An 18,017-nucleotide genomic window follows, 5' to 3' on the forward strand; every position below is an offset into this window, starting at 1 on the left:
CCTGTCCCGGTGACCGTCGTCCTCGCCCTGATCGCGAACGTGCTCGTCGCCGTCGCGAAGACCGCGGCCACCCTGCTGACCGGATCCGCCGCGATGCTCGCGGAGGCCGCGCACTCGTGGGCGGATGCCGGCAACGAGATCTTCCTGCTCGTCGCCGACCGCGCCGGGGCGCGTCCGCGCGACCGGAGGCATCCGCTCGGCTACGGCCGCGACGCCTGGGTCTGGTCGCTGTTCGCCGCGATCGGCGTCTTCGCGGTCGGGTCGACGGTCTCGGTCGTGCACGGCGTGCAGGAGCTGTTCGAGCCCGGCGAGTCGGTGTCGCCGGTCATCAACTACGTCGTGCTCGCCGTCTCGTTCGTGCTCGAGGGCGTCTCGTTCGCGCAGTCGGTGCGGCAGGCCCGCAAGCGCGCGCGGGAGCGGGACCGCGACGTGCTGGAGTACCTGGCGGGCACGCCGGAGTCGACGCTGCGGGCGGTGTTCGCCGAGGACGGCGCCGCGCTCATCGGCATCGTGATCGCCGCGCTCGGGGTCTTCCTGCACCAGGCGACCGGCATCGCGGCCTTCGACGCCGCGGCCTCGATCGCGATCGGCCTGCTGCTCGCGGTGGTGGCGCTGTTCCTCATCGACCGCAACCGCCGGCTGCTCATCGGCGGCGCCACCGAGGGCCGGGTGCGCGAGTGGATCGTGCGGATGCTCGAGGACGAGCCGGCCGTCGACCACGTGACGTACCTGCACGTCGAGGTCGTGGGTCCGACCTCGCTGTTCGTCGTCGCCGCCGTCGACCTGGTCGGCGACGACCCGGAGCACGCGGTCGCGGACCGGCTGCGCGAGATCGAGGACCGGCTGGAGGCGAGCCCGCCGATCCAGACCGCGATCCTCACGATCGCGTCGTACCGGGAGCCGGCGATCACGGCGGAGGAGGCCGGCGAGTCCGAGGGGACGCCGCCCTCCGAGTAGCGGCCGGCCGCCGACCTGCCTAGACGGCGGACCTCCGGTCCGGCTGGGAGCGGGCTGGGCCGGTTCTCCGGATCCGTGCCGAAGTGCTTCACTGAAGTGAACGATCACACGGACGTGAGGAAGCAAGTGACCACCGGACTGATCCACACCGGACCGCTGCTGCACGCAGCAGATCAGGGGATCCGACTCGATCTCCAGCCCGTCGACTACGTGATGCTCATCGTGTACTTCGGCGTCGTGATCGGCATCGGCTTCATCGCCCGCCGCCGCGTGAAGTCGAGCATGGACTTCTTCCTCTCGGGCCGGTCGATGCCCGCCTGGATCACCGGGCTCGCCTTCGTCTCCGCCAACCTCGGCGCCACCGAGATCCTCGGCATGGCGGCGAACGGCGCCCAGATCGGCATGTCGACGCTGCACTACTACCTGATCGGCGCCGTGCCGGCGATGGTGTTCCTCGGCCTCGTGATGATGCCGTTCTACTACTCGTCGAAGGTGCGCAGCGTGCCGGAGTTCATGCTGCGCCGCTTCGGCACGGCACCCCACATCGTCAACTCGCTCGCGTTCGCGGTGTCGAACGTGCTCATCGCCGGCATCAACCTGTTCGCGATGGCGATCGTCATCGAGGCGATGCTCGGCTGGCCGCTCTGGGTGGCGATCATCGTCGCCGCGGCGTTCGTGCTCGTCTACATCACCCTCGGCGGGCTCTCGAGCGCGATCTACAACGAGGTCATGCAGTTCTTCGTGATCATCGCCGGCCTCGTGCCGCTGACGATCGTCGGCCTCAACCGCGTCGGCGGCTGGGACGGGCTGGTCAAGTCCCTCGAGAAGAGCGACGGCGGCAAGCTGCTGCACGCCTGGGCCGGCACCGGCATCGGCGACGTCTCGAACCCGATCGGCGCGAACTGGCTGGCCATCGTGCTCGGCCTCGGCTTCGTGCTGAGCTTCGGCTACTGGACGACGAACTTCACCGAGGTGCAGCGCGCCTTCAGCGCCAAGAACATGTCGGCGGCCCGCCGCACCCCGCTCATCGGCGCGATCCCGAAGCTGTTCATCCCGTTCATCGTCGTGATCCCCGGCCTCATCGGCGCCGCGACCATCGGCAACCTGCTCGCCGACCAGAACTCGGGCGTCACGTACAATGAGGTGATCCCGAAGCTCATCCAGATGTACCTGCCGACCGGCGTGCTCGGCGTCGCGGTCACCGGCCTCATGGCCTCGTTCATGGCCGGCATGGCGGCGAACGTCTCGAGCTTCAACACGGTGTTCACGTGGGACATCTGGCAGCGCTACATCCAGAAGGACAAGCCGGACGCGTACTACCTGAAGCTCGGCCGCTGGGTCACCGTGGTCGGCGTGCTGGTCGGCATCGCGACCGCGTTCATCGCCTCCGGCGCGCAGAACATCATGACCTACATGCAGACGCTGTTCTCGTTCTTCAACGCCCCGCTGTTCGGTGTCTTCATCCTCGGTCTGCTCTGGAAGCGGATGACGACGCAGGGCGCGCTCTGGGGCTACATCACCGGCATCATCACGCCCACGATCGTCTTCATCTGGTACACGGTCAGCGTCGCGAACAAGGAGCCGATCTTCGCCAGTGCGACCGCGGAGACGCTCTACGGCGCGATGGTGTCCTTCGGCACCGTGGTGGTCGTCGGGGTCGGGGTCAGCATGCTGACGAAGCCGAAGCCGGTTTCGGAGCTCACCGGCCTGGTCTACGGCGTCGGCAAGATCGACGTGAAGGCCGACAACGTCGCGAGCGACACCAAGTGGTACCGCTCGCCCGCGCTGCTCGGCACCGTCGCGCTCGTACTGTGCGTCGCCCTCTACCTCCCGTTCCTCTGATCGGAGCAGTGCAATGAACGACAGTGGGAAGACCGTCGACGACGGCAGGACCCTGACCCCCGAGGAGGAGAAGACCGTCGCCTCGACGCGGCGCTTCGACCTCCGGCGCATCCTCGGCGCGCTCTTCACCCTCTACGGCGTGATCGTCTTCATCGTCGGCCTCGTCGCGACGGGCGAGAAGGAGATGAAGATGACCGGCGGCATCCACATCAACCTGTGGACCGGCGCCGCCATGTTCGTGCTCGGCCTCCTGTTCTTCCTGTGGGACCGACTCGCGCCGGTGCCGGCGGAGGACATCCTCAAGAGCGAGGAGCTCGAGGAGGAGCAGGAGCAGGCGGAGAGGTCCGAAGGCCTGGTCTCCGACTGACCACCTCGGATGGCCGAGCCTGTCGAAGCCCCCGCAGCTAGCCTCGACGCATGCCCGTGCCCGCCGACTGGATCGCGCATCGCCGCGGCGACGGCGAGCTGCTCGGCTGGATGCGTCCGCTCGGCGACGGGTTCGCCGTGGTCGATCGGCTCGGCCGCGAGCGCACCGGCGAGCTCGACTGGCTCGCAGCCGAGGAGCACCTCGAGGCGCTCGGCATCGGCTACCTGGCCGACCCCTACGAGCTCGACGTGCCGTCCGGCGGCGCGCGCCCGCTGCGGGTGCGGATCACGGAGGTCTCGACGGAGCGCATCCGGGTGAAGAAGGACGACTGGGGCGCGATCGACGTGCCGCTGGTGGAGTTCGAGGTCGCCTTCCCGATGCCGCCGCAGCTGCGGCCGCTCGACCCCGCCGCCCCGGTCGTCGTGCCGTTCTCCGAGTCGGACGGCTGAGGAGGCCGCCATGGCGATCCCGGCGGACTGGCTGCCCCATCACGACGCCCGCGGCGTGCTGCTCGGCTGGCTCGCACCCGCGGACGGCGGACTTGTCGTGCACGACCGGCTCGGCCGCGCCCGCACCGATCCGCTCGAACCCGCGCAGGCGGAGGCCGAGCTCGAGCGCCTCGGGCTGCCGCTGGACGAGCCGCTCGAGCTGCGGCTGTCGCGCGGCGGTCCGGCGGGCGAGCACTGGATCCGGGTGCGCCTCGCCGCGGACCGCCTCGTCGACGACGACCGGATCTGGCTGCGGGCGATCGACCACGGCACCCCGGGGGGCCCGCCGGTCGAGCACTACCTCGTGCGCGCCCCGATGCCGCCCGTGCTCCGCGCATCCAGCGAGGGCTGAGTCCCCTCTCAGGTCCGCGGCGCCGGTTGCCGATTCCCGCTCAGTCCGGTCGGAGCACACTGCTTCCCGGTCGTGCAGGGTGCGCGGTGGAAGGGGTGCCGGATGCCGGGCTGGCTGGCGGGGATCGAGCTCGTGCACGGTGCGCTGCGCCCGGTCGTCGGCGCGCTCGCGCTGCTCGCGGTCGTCGTCGTGGTCGCGCGCCGCGGACGCCCGCGCTGGATCGCGATCGAGGGCGGCGCGGCGCTCGCGGGGGCCGCGTCCGGCCTGCTCGCCTGCTGGATCACGTCCGACCTGCTCGACCTGTTCGAGGTCTCGCTGAGCCCGCGCTCGCGCACCTGGATCGCGCTCGCGTTCGCCGTCGCCGCCGTCCTCGTGGTCGGCCTCGTGCGCGGCGGGGCGGCGCGCCGCACGGCCGCGGCGGCCGGCATCGTGCTCGCGCTGCTCGCCGGAGCGCTGGGCGTCAACGCGGACTTCGGCCAGTACCCGACGATCGGCTCGATCGCCGGCACGGCCGTCGCGCCGCCGCTGCCGGCGGATGCGCTCGCCCGTCAGGCCGCACTCGCGCCGGGTGACGACGGCCCGCTCCGCGCCGGACCCGCGACGGCGCTCGCCGGGTCGCCGGCGCCGGCGGGCCAGCCGGCGGCGGGACTGGTCGGCACGGTGCGCATCCCGGCGACCGTCTCGCACTTCGCCGCCCGCGACGCGTACGTCGTGCTGCCGCCGCGCGCGCTGACGGCGGATCCGCCGGCGCTGCCCGTGCTCATCCTGCTGTCGGGCCAGCCCGGCGGACCCGACACGATGATCCGGTCCGGCGCCGTCGCGCGGATCGTCGACGCGTACGCCGCGGCGCACGAGGGGCTCGCGCCGATCGTCGTCGTGCCGGATCAGCTCGCCGAGCCGCAGGACAACCCGATGTGCCTCGACTCGCCGCTCGGCCACTCGGCGACCTACCTCACGGTCGACGTGCCGCACTGGATCCGCACGCACCTCGACGTGCAGACGAGCGTCGGCGCCTGGGCGATCGGCGGCTTCTCGCAGGGCGGCACCTGCACGATCCAGCTCGGCGCCGCGCATCCCGAGCTGTTCGGCGGCCTGCTCGACATCTCCGGCCAGGTGGCGCCGTTCAGCGGCAGCGTGGCGAACACGATCCGCACGGGCTTCGGCGGCGACGCGGCCGCGTACCGGGAGGCGCTGCCCACCACCCTGCTCGCGGCCCACGCGCCCTACCGCGGCGTCGTCGCGGTGTTCGCCTCGGGTGCGCTCGACTCGCGCTACGGGCCGGGCGTGACGGAGATCGCCGCGGCGGCCCGGGCGGCCGGCATGGAGACCACCCGGCTCACGTCGCCCGGCACCGCCCACGACTGGAGCACGGTGCGCTGGTCGCTGCGGAACGGACTGCCCGTGCTCGCCGCGCATCTCGGACTCGCGAGCGCGTCGTGAGCGTCGTCGGAGGCTGGCTGCGGCGGCATCCGCTCGCCGTGTCCGTCGCCGCGCTGCTCGCCCTCACCTCGCTGCTCACCGCGCTGCCGGCCACCCGGCGCGCACTCGGTCCCGAGCTGGCCGGCCTCGACCCGGCGGCGCTCGGCTCGCGGCACTGGTGGGCGGTCGGCACCTCGCTGCTCGTCGCCGGGTCGGCGCTGCAGTCGGTGATCGCGATCGTGGTCGCGCTCGTCGGGCTCGGCTGGGCGGAGCGGACGATCGGATGGCGCCGCGCGCTGGCCGCCCTCCTCGCCACCGGCATCGCTGCGTCGCTGCTCGGCGTCGGCATCGAGGCCGTCGGCGCCCGCGCACACGAGTTCTGGTCGTCGGCCGTCGTGCACCTCGACGCGCTCGACCCGCTGACCCCGCTGGCGGGGGCGATCGCCTGGGCCTCCGCCTCGGCGCCCGCGCCGTGGTCGCGCCGCGTGCGGGTGCTGCTGCTCGCGACGGCGTCCGCGCTGCTGCTCTACTCCGGCCAGCCGGCCGACCTCTACCTGCTGCTGGCGGTCGCGCTCGGCCTGCTCGGCGGCCGGTTCACCGCGCCCGCTCGTCCGCGGGTGCCGGCCTCACGGCACGAGACGCGGGCGCTGCTCGCCCTGGCGACGACCGTGTTCGCGGTCGGTCCGCTGCTGACGCTGCTGTCGTCGACCCGGTACGGGCTGCTGTCGCCGCTCGGCATCGCGCTCGCCGACCTGACGCCGATGGCGGCGCACGGCCACCCGCTGCACACGGTCGCCTGCGTCGCGGGCCACGTCGCCCCGGGCTGCGTCGGCGAGCTCACCCGGCTGCGGCTGCACGGCGTCGGGGCCACGCTCGTGTCGCTGCTGCCGCTGACCCTCATGCTCGTCGCGGCGCGCGGGCTGCTCGCCGGCCGCCGGGCCGCGGCCTGGGTGCTCGGCATCCTGTTCGTCGGGGAGTCCGCGGTCGCGGCCTGGTACTTCGGCGTGCTGCCGCTCACCGGCTCGCGGTGGTTCGCGGCGCTGGCGCCGGAGCGCTATTGGGAGCTGAGCCTCTGGATCGTGATCAGCACCCTCGTGCCGCTCGGCTTCGGTGTCGTCGTGCTCTCCAGCGCGCGGGTGCTGCCGGTGCTCCCGTCGCGGCGCCGGCTGCTCGGCTACCTCGGCGCGCTGGTCGGCGCCGTCGTCGTGCCGAGCGCCGTGTTCGTGGCGGGCGGGCTGGCCGATCCGCGCGCGTTCCGGCCGATCGCCACGCTGCCGCGCCTCCTCGACGAGCTGCCCGACCGGTTCGTGCCGGTGTCGTTCCTCCGGCACGAGACGCCGGACCTGCTGCCGGCGAGCCCGTTCGGCCGCCTGCTCACCGAGGGCGTCGGACCGCTGCTCTGGATCGTGGTCGTCGTGGCCACGCTGGTGGTGCTCGGCGTGCGGCGCGGCGCGCCGGTCGAGGCGGCGGAGGCGGACGGCATCCGCTCGCTCCTGCGGCGCGGCTCGGGCTCGCTCGGGTTCATGGCGACGTGGGCGGGCAACCGGCTGTGGACCGACTCGACCGGCCGTGCCGGCATCGCGTTCCGGGTCGTCGCCGGGCACGCCGTGACGCTCTCCGACCCGTTCGGCGAGACCGGGGGAGCGGAGGAGCGGGCCCGGATCGCCGCGGAGTTCCTGCGGCACTGCGACCGGCACGCGTGGACGCCGGTGTTCTACTCGGTCCACGAGGCGTGGCGTGCCGTGCTCGCGGCGCAGGGCTGGCGGTCGCTGCCGGTCGCGGAGGAGGCGGTGCTCGATCCGGCCGGCTTCACGACGTCCGGGCGCCGGATGCAGGAGGTGCGCACGTCGATCAACCGCGCCGCCCGCGACGGCATCACGGTGCGCTGGGGCGCGTGGGCCGAGCTGCCGCTGCGCGTCACGCTGCAGATCGACGCCCTCAGCGAGGAGTGGATGTCGCACCGCGACCTGCCGGAGCTCGGATTCACGCTCGGCGGGCTCGACGAGCTGCGCGACGACGACGTGCGCGTCGCCGTCGCGGTCGACGCCGGCCAGCGGGTGCTCGCGGTGACGAGCTGGCTGCCGGTGTGGACGGACGGCGCCGTCACGGGCTGGACGCTCGACTTCATGCGCCGCGCGTCGGACTCTCCGAACGGGGTGATGGAGTTCCTGCTCGCGGACGCCGTGGCGCGCTTCCGCGACGAGGGCGTTGCGGAGGCGAGCCTGTCGGGGTCGCCGCTGGCCTCCGAGGCGGGCACCCCCGCGCTCCTCGGCGGCGTGCTCGGCGCGATCGCCCGGATGCTCGAGCCGCTGTACGGCTTCCGCTCCCTGCTCCGGTTCAAGCGCAAGTTCGCGCCCGTCGAGCGGACCATGCACCTCTGCTACGCGGATCCGCTCGACCTGCCGGGCATCGGACTCGCCGTCGCCGGCTGCTACCTGCCGGGGCTGCGGCTCTCGCGGCTGCCCCGGGTGCTGCTGCGCCGCACCTGAGGGCGGTCAGAGCTCGGGGGTGCGCGCGTCGTAGCGGCGGAACGCCGGGTGCACGACGCGGAGCAGCACGGCGAGCAGCGCGATGATGATCATCCCGCCGAGCGCCGGCGGGAACCACAGCGCGACGAGGCTCGCGAGTGCGCCGGCGTAGAGGTCGCCGATGCGCGGGCCGCCCGTGACGACGACCGTGAAGATGCCCTGCAGGCGCCCGCGCATCTCGTCGGGCGCGGCCGTGAGCAGCATGGTCGAGCGGAAGATCGCGCTCACCTCGTCGCTCGCGCCGGTGCCCGCCATCGCGATCGCCGCGAGCCCGAGCGCGACCCAGTTGACCTGATCGAAGCCGCGGCCGACCGGTCCGAACCAGCCGGTCTGCATGCCGGCGATGACGAGCCCGAGCATGACCACGAACGCGCCGTAGACCGTGATCGCGCGGCCGACGGCGAGGCCGTGCCGGTGCACGTGGGCGACCGGTCCGCTGAACAGGCTCGTGCCGAACGTGCCGATCGCCGCCGCGGCGGTGAGCACGCCGACGGTGATCGATCCGCCGCCGATCGCCGTCGCGCCGACCGCGGGCAGCAGCACGAACGGCCGGCCGAACGACATGGCGACGATGTCGACGATGAAGCTCATGCGGATGTTCGGCGCGCTGCGCAGGAACGCGATGCCGTCCTTGAGCGACTGCAGGCCCGGTCGCGCGGTCGCGGTGAGCGGCGGCAGCTTCGGCAGCCCGAGGATGCCCAGGAACCCGGCGGTGAACAGCAGGGCGTCGACCAGGAAGGTGGGCCAGAAGCCGACCGCCGCGACCAGGACGCCCGCGAGGGCCGGTCCGAGGGTGAGCGAGATCCCCATGCCGATGCCGCCGAGCGCCGCGGCCCGCGACACGAGGTCGGCCGGCAGGATGCGCGGGGTCACCGCCATCCGCGCCGCGTTCTGGATCGTCGCCGAGACGGCCGTGATGGTGGTGAAGACGTAGAACGGCCACGCGTCGACCCGGTCGCCGCCGGCGGTGAGGGCGGCGTCGACGGCCGACAGCACGACGAGCCCGATCGTGCTGCACCACGACACGATCGCGCTGATGAGCAGCACGGCGCGGCGGTCGAAGGCGTCGGCGAGCATCCCGCCCCAGAGCCCGGCGACGATCATCGGCAGCAGCCCGATGCCGCCGACGAGCGCCACGGCGAACGTGTCGCGGGTGATGTCGTAGATCTGCAGGCCGACGGCCACGACGGTCAGCTGCGCGCCGATGCCGGCGACCGAGCTGCCGATCCAGAGCCGCGCGAAGACGGGGCTCGCGCGCAGCGGGGTCAGATCGACGAATCGGCGGCGGGGCTCGGGGACGACGTCGAGCGGGGAGGTGCCGGCGCCCGCGCCGTCGTCGGGATGGCCGTCGGTCACCCGTCCGAGCGTAGACCCGCGCGCGGCGGCGCCGCCGCGTGCCGGCGCCTAAGATCGAGCGGACCAGGCCGGTGTAGAAGCGCACGCCGTCGAGCAGGCTCGACACCCGGAGGCGCTCGTCGATCGCGTGCAGGGTGCCGCGCTCGGCGGCCGTCATCTCGACCGGGTTGAATCGGTACACGTGGTCGCTGATGCCGGTGTAGTTGCGGCTGTCGGTGCCGCCGTTGTTGATGTACGGCGCGACGAGCACGTCGCCGTAGACCGCCCGCACCTGCTCGACGAGCAGGTCCCAGGCCGGCCCCTCGGCCGGCGACACCGCGCTGGCGTCGCGCGACTCGACGACCTCGATCTCGATTCCGTCGTCGGCGACGAGCTCGCGCACCCAGCCGATGAGCTCCTCCACCGGATGGCCGGGGCTGACCCGCACGTTGACGTTCGCCATCGCGTGCTCGGGGATCGCGTTCACCGAGTGACCGGCGCGCAGCATGGTGAGCACGACCGTGCTGTGCACCATCGCCCAGGCGTCGCGGCTGATCGCCGCGAACGCGCGGATCGCACCGTCGTCGTCGCCCGCCGCGAGCCGGTCCGCCGCGTCGCGCAGTCCGCCGCCGCCGATCGGCCCGACGGTCTCGATCATCCGGCGCGTCACCGGGCCGAGGATCGGGCGGGCCGGTGCGCTCACGACCCGTTCGAGGGCGTGCACGAGCCTCGCGGTGCAGGTCTCGGCCGGCGGCACGGAGGTGTGGCCGCCCGGCGCGCGGGCGTGCAGCCGCAGCGTGCCGGTGCCCTTCTCGCCGACCCCGATGTAGACGACGTCGCGCTCGACCGGCCCGAACAGGTGCTCGCCGACCATGCCGCCCTCGTCGAGCACCCAGGCCGGGCGGATGCCGCGGTCCGCGAGGTGCTGCACGATCGAGGGCGTGCCCTCGCCGAGGACCTCCTCGTTGTGGGTGAACGCGAGCAGCACGTCCCGCGACGGCACGACGCCGTCGGCGAGCGCCGCCTCCACCGCCTCGAGGATGCCGACCAGCGAGGCCTTGTCGTCGATCGCGCCGCGGCCCACGACCGACAGCGCGCCGTCGACCTCGCGCAGCTCCGCCGCGAACGGCGGGCTCGACCAGCCCTCCGGGTCGGCGTCGACCACATCGAGGTGCGCCATGAGCACGGCGGGTGCGGCGGAGGCATCCGCCCCGGGCCAGCGGAACAGCAGCGCATGCTCGCGGATGCGTGTCAGCTCCAGCCGCGCGTGGAGCAGCGGGTAGAGCTCCGCGAGCACGTCGCGGAGGCGGGCGAACGCCGTCCAGTCGGTGCCCTCGTCGCGCACCCGCGAGACGGTCGGCACAGCGACGATGCGGCGGTAGCGGTCGACGGCGTCACTCATTTCGACAACGTAGCGCAACGGTGTTGCGCGTGCGATGCGCCCGAGCCACGCGCCGCGGCCGCTAGCGCGGCGCGGGCCCGGCCTGCGGCGGTGCCGTGCTCCCGCGCGGCACCAGCCAGGTCGGCACGACGAGCTCCTCGGGCGTCTCGCCGCCGCCGAGCATGTCGAGCATGGTGCGGGCTGCGAGTGCGCCCTGCTGTGCGACCGGCTGGGCCACGGTGGTGAGGTCGGTCAGTGCGGCGATCGGGTGGTCGTCGATGCCGATGACCGAGAGGTCGCGCGGCACGTCGAGCCCGGCGCGGCGCAGCGTGCGGATGGCCGCGACCGCGATCTCGTCGGAGTGCGCGTAGATCGCGGTCGGCGGCTCGCGCAGGCTGAGGAGCCGGCCGGTGGCGGCGCCGGCTGCCTCCGAGTCCCACGCGACGCGCACGACGAGCTCCGGGTCGAACGGCACCCCCGCATCGCGGAGCGCGGTGCGGTAGCCGTCCGCGCGGCCGGTCGCGACCGACCACTCCGGGATCTGCGGGTCGCTCGTCGCGATCATGCCGATGCGCCGGTGCCCGAGTGACAGCAGGTGCGCCGTCGCCTGCCGGCCGGCCTCGTGGTCGTCGATGAGGATGCTCGGGAACGAGGCGATCTGCCCGCCGACCGAGAGGATGCGCACGCCCATCCGCTCGAGCGCCGCCTGCTCGGCGTCGGTCACGGGGAGGCCGAGCACGAGCACGGCATCGACCTTCCGACGGGCCGGCAGCGCGGCGAAGAACGCGTGCCGGTGCGCCTCGTCGGGCACCTCGTAGAGCAGCACGTCGACCCCGGCGGCGCTGAGCACGGGCATCATGCCCGAGAGCAGCGCGCCGAAGAACCAGCGGTCGGCGTGCGGCACGATCACGGCGACGCGCTCGGTGACGCCGCGGGCCAGGCGCGAGGCCTCCGGCGAGACCACGTACCCGAGCTCGGCCGCCACCTCGAACACGCGGCGCCGGGTCGCCGCGGAGACCCCGGCGGCCCCGCTGAGCGCGCGCGAGACCGTGGCGGTGCCGACGCCGGCCTGCTGGGCGACGTCGACCATGTTGGCGGGGCGCACTCCGGTCACGACCGAAGGCTAGTCCTCTCCCGGTCATCCGCGGATGGGAAGCGCTTCCGCAAGGTATGCGCTAGATAGACGTTGACATCCCCCATCCGGGGGTGGTTCAGTTCAGAAAGCGGTTCCACCCCTCGCGACGCCGACGTCGCAGGAACGTCGACGCGGACGGGTGGGGGAAGGGGCATCACCGTGGGCACCCCCGAGATCACCAGGCGGTCCGTCTTCAGGATGACCGCGGCCGTCGCCGGCAGCGCCGCCGTCGCGGCCGCGCTCGCGAGCTGCGCGGCATCCGGACGAGAGCCGGTGCGGTTCTACTTCTCCAAGCCGGAGGCGATCCCGTACTTCCGCGACCTGGTCAAGTCGTACAACGCCTCGCAGAGCAAGGCCACCGTGGTCATCGACAGCTCGTCGAGCCTGCAGGCGGACTTCCTCCGCAACAACCCGCCCGACATCGGGCTGCTCGGCTACGACCTGCAGATGGCGCGCTTCATGGAGCGCGGCACGCTCAGCGACCTGGCCGACATGCCGGAGGCCGGCCGCATCCTCCCCGACGTGCAGAAGCTGGTGAACCAGTACGCGGTCTACCCGGGCCGCACCAGCGTGCTGCCGTTCTCGGTGACCGCCGCCTCCGTCATCTACAACAAGCAGCTCTTCGCGGAGCAGGGCGTCGAGGTGCCGACCACCTGGACGCAGCTCACCGAGCTCTGCGACCGCTTCCTCGCCGCCGACATCGCGCCGTTCTACGCCACCTTCAAGGATCCGTGGACGATCGCCCAGGGCTGGTTCGACTACTCGGTCGGCGGCATGGTCGACGTCGCCGCGTTCTACAAGCAGATGAGCTCGCTCGGCACCGATGTCGGACCTTCGTCGAAGGTCTCGTTCGAGAAGACGCTGAAGGAGCCGGTCGACCGGATGCGGATGCTCTCCGAGAAGTACGTGCAGACGGATGCGGCGAGCCGCGGCTACGGGGACGGCAACCTCGCCTTCTCGCAGGGCAAGTCGGCGATGTACCTGCAGGGCCCGTGGGCGCTGGGCGAGATCGCGAAGACCGCTCCGGACCTCGAGGTCGGCACCTTCCCGCTGCCGATGACCGACGACGACGGCGACCTCAAGGTGCGCGTCAACCTCGACCTCGCGGCCTGGGTGCCGACGGCGAGCCGGCATCAGGAGGAGGCGCGCAAGTTCCTCTCGTACCTGTTCCAGAAGGACGTCTCCGACGAGTACAACGCCGCGTTCCTCGGCTACGGCACGACGACCGACGCGGCCCCGGTCACCGACCCGCGCATCGTCGGGATGCGGGAGTACTACGAGCGGTCCGCGTTCTACCAGGGCGCCTCGAAGGCGATCCCGCTCACCATCCCGACCGAGAACTACCTGCAGGGCATCGTCACCGGATCGAGCGTCGAGGGCACGCTGCGCACGCTCGACGCCGACTGGGCACGGCTGGCGTTCCGGCAGTGACGATCGTGACCACCGAGGAGGAGAACCAGCGATGACCAGCGCACTCGCCCCGACGCCGACGGCCGCCGCGCCGCCCGTCACCACGCGGCACTCCCGTCGCCGCGTGGAGCCGATCTACTACGTGATCCTCGTGCCGACACTGGTGCTGTTCACGCTCGCGATCACCATCCCCGCCCTCATCGGCATCTTCTTCAGCCTCACGAACTCGATCGGGTTCGGCGACTGGAACTTCATCGGGCTGACGAACTTCATCGCCGTGTTCGGCGATCCCGCGATCGTCACGAGCTACCTGTTCACGTTCGGCTTCTCGGCCGTGACCGTCATCGTGGTCAACATCGTCGCGTTCCTGCTCGCGGTCGGGCTGACGTCGCGCATCCGGATGAAGACCGCGCTGCGCACCGTGTTCGTGATCCCGATGGTGATCTCGGGCATCGTCATCGCCTACGTCTTCAACTTCCTCTTCTCGAACTCGGTGCCGGCGCTCGGCGCCGCACTGGGCGGCGGACCGCTGGCGACGAGCATCCTCGCCGACCCAAACCTCGCCTGGATCGCGATCGTCATCGTGACCGCCTGGCAGGCCGTGCCGGGCACGCTGCTGATCTACATCGCCGGCCTGCTCGCGATCCCGGGCGAGGTCTACGAGGCGGCGGACATCGACGGCGCCGGCAAGCTGCAGCAGCTCGTGCGCATCACCCTGCCGCTCGTCGTGGGATACGTCGTGATCAACGTCATCCTCGGCTTCAAGAACTTCCTCAACGCGTACGACATCATCGTCGGCCTCACGAACGGCGGCCCCGGCACCGCGACGCGCAGCATCGCGATGACGATCTTCACCGGCTTCTCGGGCGGCGACTACGCGTACCAGATGGCGAACGCGACGATCTTCTTCGTCGTCGCCATCCTCATCTCCGTCATCCAGCTCCGGATCTCGCGCGGAAGGAACAGCGTCTGATGGCCATGCAGTCAGCCCTCGTCATCGAGGATGTCGACGCCGGCGCGGTGCTCGGCAGCCGTCGTCGCGTCCCCCGCGTGCGGATGCGCGCCGAGCGCGTCAACGTGTCCGGCACCATCGTGCTCGTGCTCTGCGCGTTCACGGTGCTCGTGCCGCTCTACGTCACCCTGTCGATGGCGTTCAAGACGACCGCGCAGGCCGTCGACGGCAACGCGTTCTCGCTGCCGGCTCCGTTCAGCGTCGACGGCTTCGTGCAGGCCTGGAACCTGACGAACTTCCCGGTCGCGTTCGGCATCTCGGTGCTCGTGACCGCGGCCACCGTCGTCGGCACGATCCTGGTCGCGGCGCTCGCGTCGTATGCGATCATCCGCAACTGGGATCACGGGTTCTTCCGGGGCTCGTTCTTCTACCTGCTCGCCGCGATGTTCCTGCCGTTCCCGGTCGTCGCGCTGCCGCAGATCCAGCTCACCGGGCTGCTGCACCTCGACAACCCCGCGGGCGTCACGGTGCTGCACATCATGTTCCAGCTCAGCTTCTCGATCCTGCTGTTCACCGCGTTCCTGCGCTCGATACCCGCCGAGCTCGAGGAGAGCGCGCGCATCGACGGCGCGACGACGTGGCAGACGTTCTGGCAGCTGATCTTCCCGCTGCTCGCGCCGATGAGCGCGACGGTCGGCATCTTCGCGTTCCTCGCCTCGTGGAACGACTTCATGATGCCGTCGCTGATCATCTCCGACCCGGCGCAGCAGACGCTGCCGGTGGTGCAGTCGATCTTCCAGACCCAGTTCAGCAACAACTACAACGTGTCGTTCGCGTCGTACCTCATGGCCATGGCACCGGCGATCGTCGTCTACCTGTTCACCCAGCGCTGGGTGATGGAGGGCGTCACGCAGGGGGCCGTGAAGGGCTGACCGTGCCCGTCATCCGATCCGATCCCGACTGGTGGCGCCAGGCCGTCGTCTACCAGGTGTACCCGCGCTCGTTCGCGGACGCCGACGGCGACGGCATCGGCGACCTCCGCGGCGTGACCTCGCGCGTGCCGTATCTGCGCTCCCTCGGCGTCGACGCCGTGTGGCTCTCGCCGTTCTACCCGTCGCCGCTCGCCGACGGCGGCTATGACATCGACGACCACCGCGACGTGGATCCCCGGCTCGGCACCCTCGCCGACTTCGACACGATGGTCACGGCGCTGCACGAGGCCGGCCTTCGGGTGATCGTCGACATCGTGCCGAACCACAGCTCGACCGGGCACCCGTGGTTCCGGGAAGCGCTCGCGGACGGCCCCGGATCGCCGGCCCGGGCGCGCTACCTGTTCCGCGACGGCACCGGGCCGGGCGGCGCCGACCCGCCGACCGACTGGGAGTCGATCTTCGGCGGGCCGGCCTGGACGCGCGTGCCCGACGGCCAGTGGTACCTGCACAACTTCGCGCCGGAGCAGGCGGACCTCGACTGGACGCATCCGGACGTGCGCCGCGACTACCTCGACACGCTCCGCTTCTGGGCCGACCGCGGCGTGGACGGGTTCCGGGTCGACGTCGCGCACATGCTCACGAAGGACCTGACCGAGCCGCTGCCGAGCCGCGCCGAGCTGGAGGCGATGCCGGTCGACGGCCGGCATCCGCTCGTCGACCGCGACGACGTGCACGAGGTCTACGCCGAGTGGCGCGCGCTGCTCGACTCCTACGACCCGCCCCGGCCGGCGGTCGCGGAGGCGTGGGTCGCGCTCGACCGGCGGCCGCGGTACGCGAGCAGCGACAGCCTCGGGCAGGCGTTCAACTTCGAGCTCCTCGAGGCGGACTTCGACGCCCGCCAGTTCCATGACGCGGTCGACGACAACCTCCGGATCGCCGCGCTGTCCGGCTCGACGAGCACCTGGGTGCTCTCGAACCACGACGTCGTGCGGCACGCCTCCCGCTACGCGATCCCCGATCCGCCGCGCACCGCGGACGGGCGGCCGGAGGTGAAGCACGGACTGGACTGGCTCGTGTCCCGCGGACGCAGCCCCGTCGCCGACACGGCCGGGGGACTTCGCCGCGCCCGCGCGGCGACGCTCTTCCTGCTCGCGCTGCCGGGCTCCGCCTACCTCTACCAGGGCGAGGAGCTCGGGCTCGCCGAGGTCGCGGACCTGCCGGACGACGCACGCCAGGACCCGACGTTCCAGCGCACCCGCGGCGCCGACCCCGGTCGCGACGGCTGCCGGGTGCCCCTGCCGTGGACCCGGACGGGTCCGTCGTTCGGGTTCGGCACGGGCAGCGCGCACCTGCCGCAGCCGGCGTGGTTCGCCGGCTCGTCCGTCGAGGCGGAGGAGGCGGGCGCCGCGTCGACGCTGCAGCTCTACCGCGCGGCGCTCGCGCTGCGACGGCGGATGTCGTCCGAGGCGCCGCTCGAGTGGATCGAGTCCGGCTCCGACGACGTGCTCCGGTTCCGCCGCGGCGACTGGGAGACGGTGACGAACTTCGGCGTCGACGACGTGCGGATGCCGGTGGGCGTCGCGCTGCTCTGCAGCGGCAGCCGTGCCGACGGCGTGCTGCCCGGCGGCACCACGGTGTGGCTGCGGGTCTGACCGCCGTGCCGACGGCAGAGTCGAGCCCGACCCGACTCCCGGGCGCCCGCCATCCCAGCCCTGGGCGCCCGGGCCGACCGTCTAGGCTGGAACCATCGTGAACGGATTCCTGAGGTTCTGCGCCGTCGCCGGCACCGCCATCCTCTGCGTGATGGCCGCGCTGATCATCGTCGCCGCCGTCGTGCTCATCGTCCCCGCGATCATCAACTGACGCGGGGCCGCGGCCGCGTCGTCCGCCTCGGCGTCGTCCGTGCGGTCGTCAGGCGATCGGCTCGGCCGCACCCGGCTCCGGCGCGGTCGTGCCGGCTGCATCCCGGCGCTGCGCGGTGACGACCGCGCCGATGCTCGCCGCGATGACGAGCGCGATCGCGACGAGGTCGAGCGGATGCACGGACTGCCCGAGGACCACGAGGCCGGCCGTCGCGGCCAGCGCGGGCGAGAGGCTCATGAGCACGCCGAACGTGCCCTCGCGGATGCGCCGCAGCGCGAACAGCTCCAGGCCGTAGGGGATCGTCGACGACAGGATCGCGACGGCCAGCCCGATGCCGAGGATGCCCGGCTGCACGAGCGCGGGTCCGGCGGAGGCGATGCCGAACGGCAGGCTCACGACCGCGCCGATCGCCATCGCGAGCGCGAGCCCGTCGAGCCGCGCGAACCGGCGTCCCGTCTCCGCCGACGCGAGGATGTAGACGATCCAGCACGAGGCCGCGATGAGCGCGCAGACGACGCCGATCGTCTCGAGCCGGCCGAGGTCCACGCCGCCGAGCAGCACGACGCCGATCACCGCGAGCCCCGCCCAGACGAACGCGAGCGGCTTGCGGCCGGCGACGACGGAGAGCGCGAGCGGGCCGAGCACCTCGATCGTCACGGTCATGCCGAGCGGGATGCGGTCGATGGCGAGGTAGAAGGCGCCGTTCATCACGGCGATCGCCAGCCCGAAGCCGACGACCGTGAGCCAGTCGCGGCGGGTGCGTCCGCGCAGGCTCGGGCGGGCGATGACGAGCAGCACGATCGCCGAGAACACGAGCCGCAGGGCGACCATGCCGAGCGCCCCGACCTGCGGGAAGATCAGCACCGCGATCGAGGCGCCGACGTCCTGACAGGCGAGCCCGACGACGACGAGTCCGGCCGCGAGCACCGGCACGCCGGCGGCGCCGCTCCGGTGCGCGATCGCCGTGTCGTGCGCCATCCGCTCAGCCTAGGGGCGGGGCAGGAGCCGGCCGCGGCGGCCGGATCTCGCGGCCCGCTGGCGGGATCGGGCGCGACC

General features: G+C 72.4%; 14 protein-coding genes and 1 pseudogene. 11 read left to right on the plus strand and 4 right to left on the minus strand.

The window, feature by feature from the left end:
- Positions 1-9: 9 nt before the first annotated feature.
- The 7 genes from AC1RSJ_RS00700 to AC1RSJ_RS00730 all read left to right on the plus strand — a co-directional run bounded on the left by AC1RSJ_RS00700 (position 10) and on the right by AC1RSJ_RS00730 (position 7,914).
- Positions 10-957 (plus strand): cation diffusion facilitator family transporter, encoded by a 948-nt coding sequence (locus AC1RSJ_RS00700; protein ID WP_493116394.1) that lies wholly within the window; start codon positions 10-12, stop codon positions 955-957.
- Positions 958-1,083: 126 nt separating this feature from the next.
- Positions 1,084-2,799, plus strand: a complete 1,716-nt coding sequence (locus AC1RSJ_RS00705) for a sodium:solute symporter family protein (protein ID WP_493116395.1) — start codon at positions 1,084-1,086, stop codon at positions 2,797-2,799.
- A gap of 13 nt (positions 2,800-2,812) precedes the next feature.
- Complete coding sequence (locus AC1RSJ_RS00710; RefSeq protein WP_493116396.1) at positions 2,813-3,166, plus strand: hypothetical protein; 354 nt, start codon at positions 2,813-2,815, stop codon at positions 3,164-3,166.
- A gap of 50 nt (positions 3,167-3,216) precedes the next feature.
- A complete protein-coding gene (locus AC1RSJ_RS00715) occupies positions 3,217-3,615 on the plus strand; it encodes a hypothetical protein (RefSeq protein ID WP_493116397.1) in 399 nt (132 codons plus the stop codon).
- A gap of 10 nt (positions 3,616-3,625) precedes the next feature.
- Positions 3,626-4,006, plus strand: coding sequence for a hypothetical protein (locus AC1RSJ_RS00720; protein ID WP_493116398.1), 381 nt, complete (start codon positions 3,626-3,628; stop codon positions 4,004-4,006).
- A 102-nt stretch (positions 4,007-4,108) separates the two neighbouring features.
- Entirely contained in the window at positions 4,109-5,446 is a 1,338-nt protein-coding gene (locus tag AC1RSJ_RS00725; RefSeq protein ID WP_493116399.1) for an alpha/beta hydrolase, read from the plus strand.
- Positions 5,443-7,914 (plus strand): bifunctional lysylphosphatidylglycerol flippase/synthetase MprF, encoded by a 2,472-nt coding sequence (locus AC1RSJ_RS00730; RefSeq protein ID WP_493116400.1) that lies wholly within the window; start codon positions 5,443-5,445, stop codon positions 7,912-7,914. Before AC1RSJ_RS00725 ends, AC1RSJ_RS00730 begins: the two co-directional genes overlap by 4 nt.
- 6 nt (positions 7,915-7,920) lie before the next feature.
- Here AC1RSJ_RS00730 and AC1RSJ_RS00735 read toward each other — a convergent pair whose 3' ends face one another.
- From AC1RSJ_RS00735 to AC1RSJ_RS00745, 3 genes and pseudogenes are all read right to left on the minus strand, one after another.
- Complete coding sequence (locus AC1RSJ_RS00735; protein WP_493116401.1) at positions 7,921-9,309, minus strand: MFS transporter; 1,389 nt, start codon at positions 9,307-9,309, stop codon at positions 7,921-7,923.
- 118 nt (positions 9,310-9,427) lie between these two features.
- Positions 9,428-10,690: pseudogene (locus tag AC1RSJ_RS00740) on the minus strand (M20/M25/M40 family metallo-hydrolase); the annotation flags it as partial.
- A 61-nt stretch (positions 10,691-10,751) separates the two neighbouring features.
- Positions 10,752-11,783, minus strand: coding sequence for a LacI family DNA-binding transcriptional regulator (locus AC1RSJ_RS00745; protein ID WP_493116402.1), 1,032 nt, complete (start codon positions 11,781-11,783; stop codon positions 10,752-10,754).
- 180 nt (positions 11,784-11,963) lie between these two features.
- Between AC1RSJ_RS00745 and AC1RSJ_RS00750 the strand changes: the two genes are divergently transcribed.
- From AC1RSJ_RS00750 to AC1RSJ_RS00765, 4 genes are read left to right on the plus strand one after another with little or no spacing between them, the layout of a single operon-like run.
- Positions 11,964-13,235 carry an ABC transporter substrate-binding protein gene (locus AC1RSJ_RS00750; protein WP_493116403.1) on the plus strand — a complete coding sequence of 424 codons (1,272 nt, stop codon included), beginning with the start codon at positions 11,964-11,966 and terminating at the stop codon, positions 13,233-13,235.
- 31 nt (positions 13,236-13,266) lie between these two features.
- Positions 13,267-14,187, plus strand: coding sequence for a carbohydrate ABC transporter permease (locus AC1RSJ_RS00755; protein ID WP_493116404.1), 921 nt, complete (start codon positions 13,267-13,269; stop codon positions 14,185-14,187).
- Positions 14,187-15,098 carry a carbohydrate ABC transporter permease gene (locus tag AC1RSJ_RS00760; protein ID WP_493116405.1) on the plus strand — a complete coding sequence of 304 codons (912 nt, stop codon included), beginning with the start codon at positions 14,187-14,189 and terminating at the stop codon, positions 15,096-15,098. Before AC1RSJ_RS00755 ends, AC1RSJ_RS00760 begins: the two co-directional genes overlap by 1 nt.
- 2 nt (positions 15,099-15,100) lie before the next feature.
- On the plus strand, positions 15,101-16,750 hold the full coding sequence (locus tag AC1RSJ_RS00765) for a glycoside hydrolase family 13 protein (protein WP_493116406.1): 1,650 nt from the start codon (positions 15,101-15,103) through the stop codon (positions 16,748-16,750).
- A gap of 259 nt (positions 16,751-17,009) precedes the next feature.
- Here AC1RSJ_RS00765 and AC1RSJ_RS00770 read toward each other — a convergent pair whose 3' ends face one another.
- Entirely contained in the window at positions 17,010-17,939 is a 930-nt protein-coding gene (locus AC1RSJ_RS00770; protein ID WP_493116407.1) for an EamA family transporter, read from the minus strand.
- Positions 17,940-18,017 lie beyond the last annotated feature (78 nt).

The organism is Schumannella sp. GW821-FHT10F01 (assembly GCF_058809295.1).

Bases quoted from the DNA above. Each gene is read 5' to 3' on its own strand.
- AC1RSJ_RS00710 (WP_493116396.1), top strand. From the start codon at position 2,813: ATGAACGACAGTGGGAAGACCGTCGACGACGGCAGGACCCTGACCCCC.
- AC1RSJ_RS00715 (WP_493116397.1), top strand. From the start codon at position 3,217: ATGCCCGTGCCCGCCGACTGGATCGCGCATCGCCGCGGCGACGGCGAG.
- AC1RSJ_RS00720 (WP_493116398.1), top strand. From the start codon at position 3,626: ATGGCGATCCCGGCGGACTGGCTGCCCCATCACGACGCCCGCGGCGTG.
- AC1RSJ_RS00725 (WP_493116399.1), top strand. From the start codon at position 4,109: ATGCCGGGCTGGCTGGCGGGGATCGAGCTCGTGCACGGTGCGCTGCGC.
- AC1RSJ_RS00755 (WP_493116404.1), top strand. From the start codon at position 13,267: ATGACCAGCGCACTCGCCCCGACGCCGACGGCCGCCGCGCCGCCCGTC.
- AC1RSJ_RS00760 (WP_493116405.1), top strand. From the start codon at position 14,187: ATGGCCATGCAGTCAGCCCTCGTCATCGAGGATGTCGACGCCGGCGCG.
- AC1RSJ_RS00770 (WP_493116407.1), bottom strand. From the start codon at position 17,939: ATGGCGCACGACACGGCGATCGCGCACCGGAGCGGCGCCGCCGGCGTG.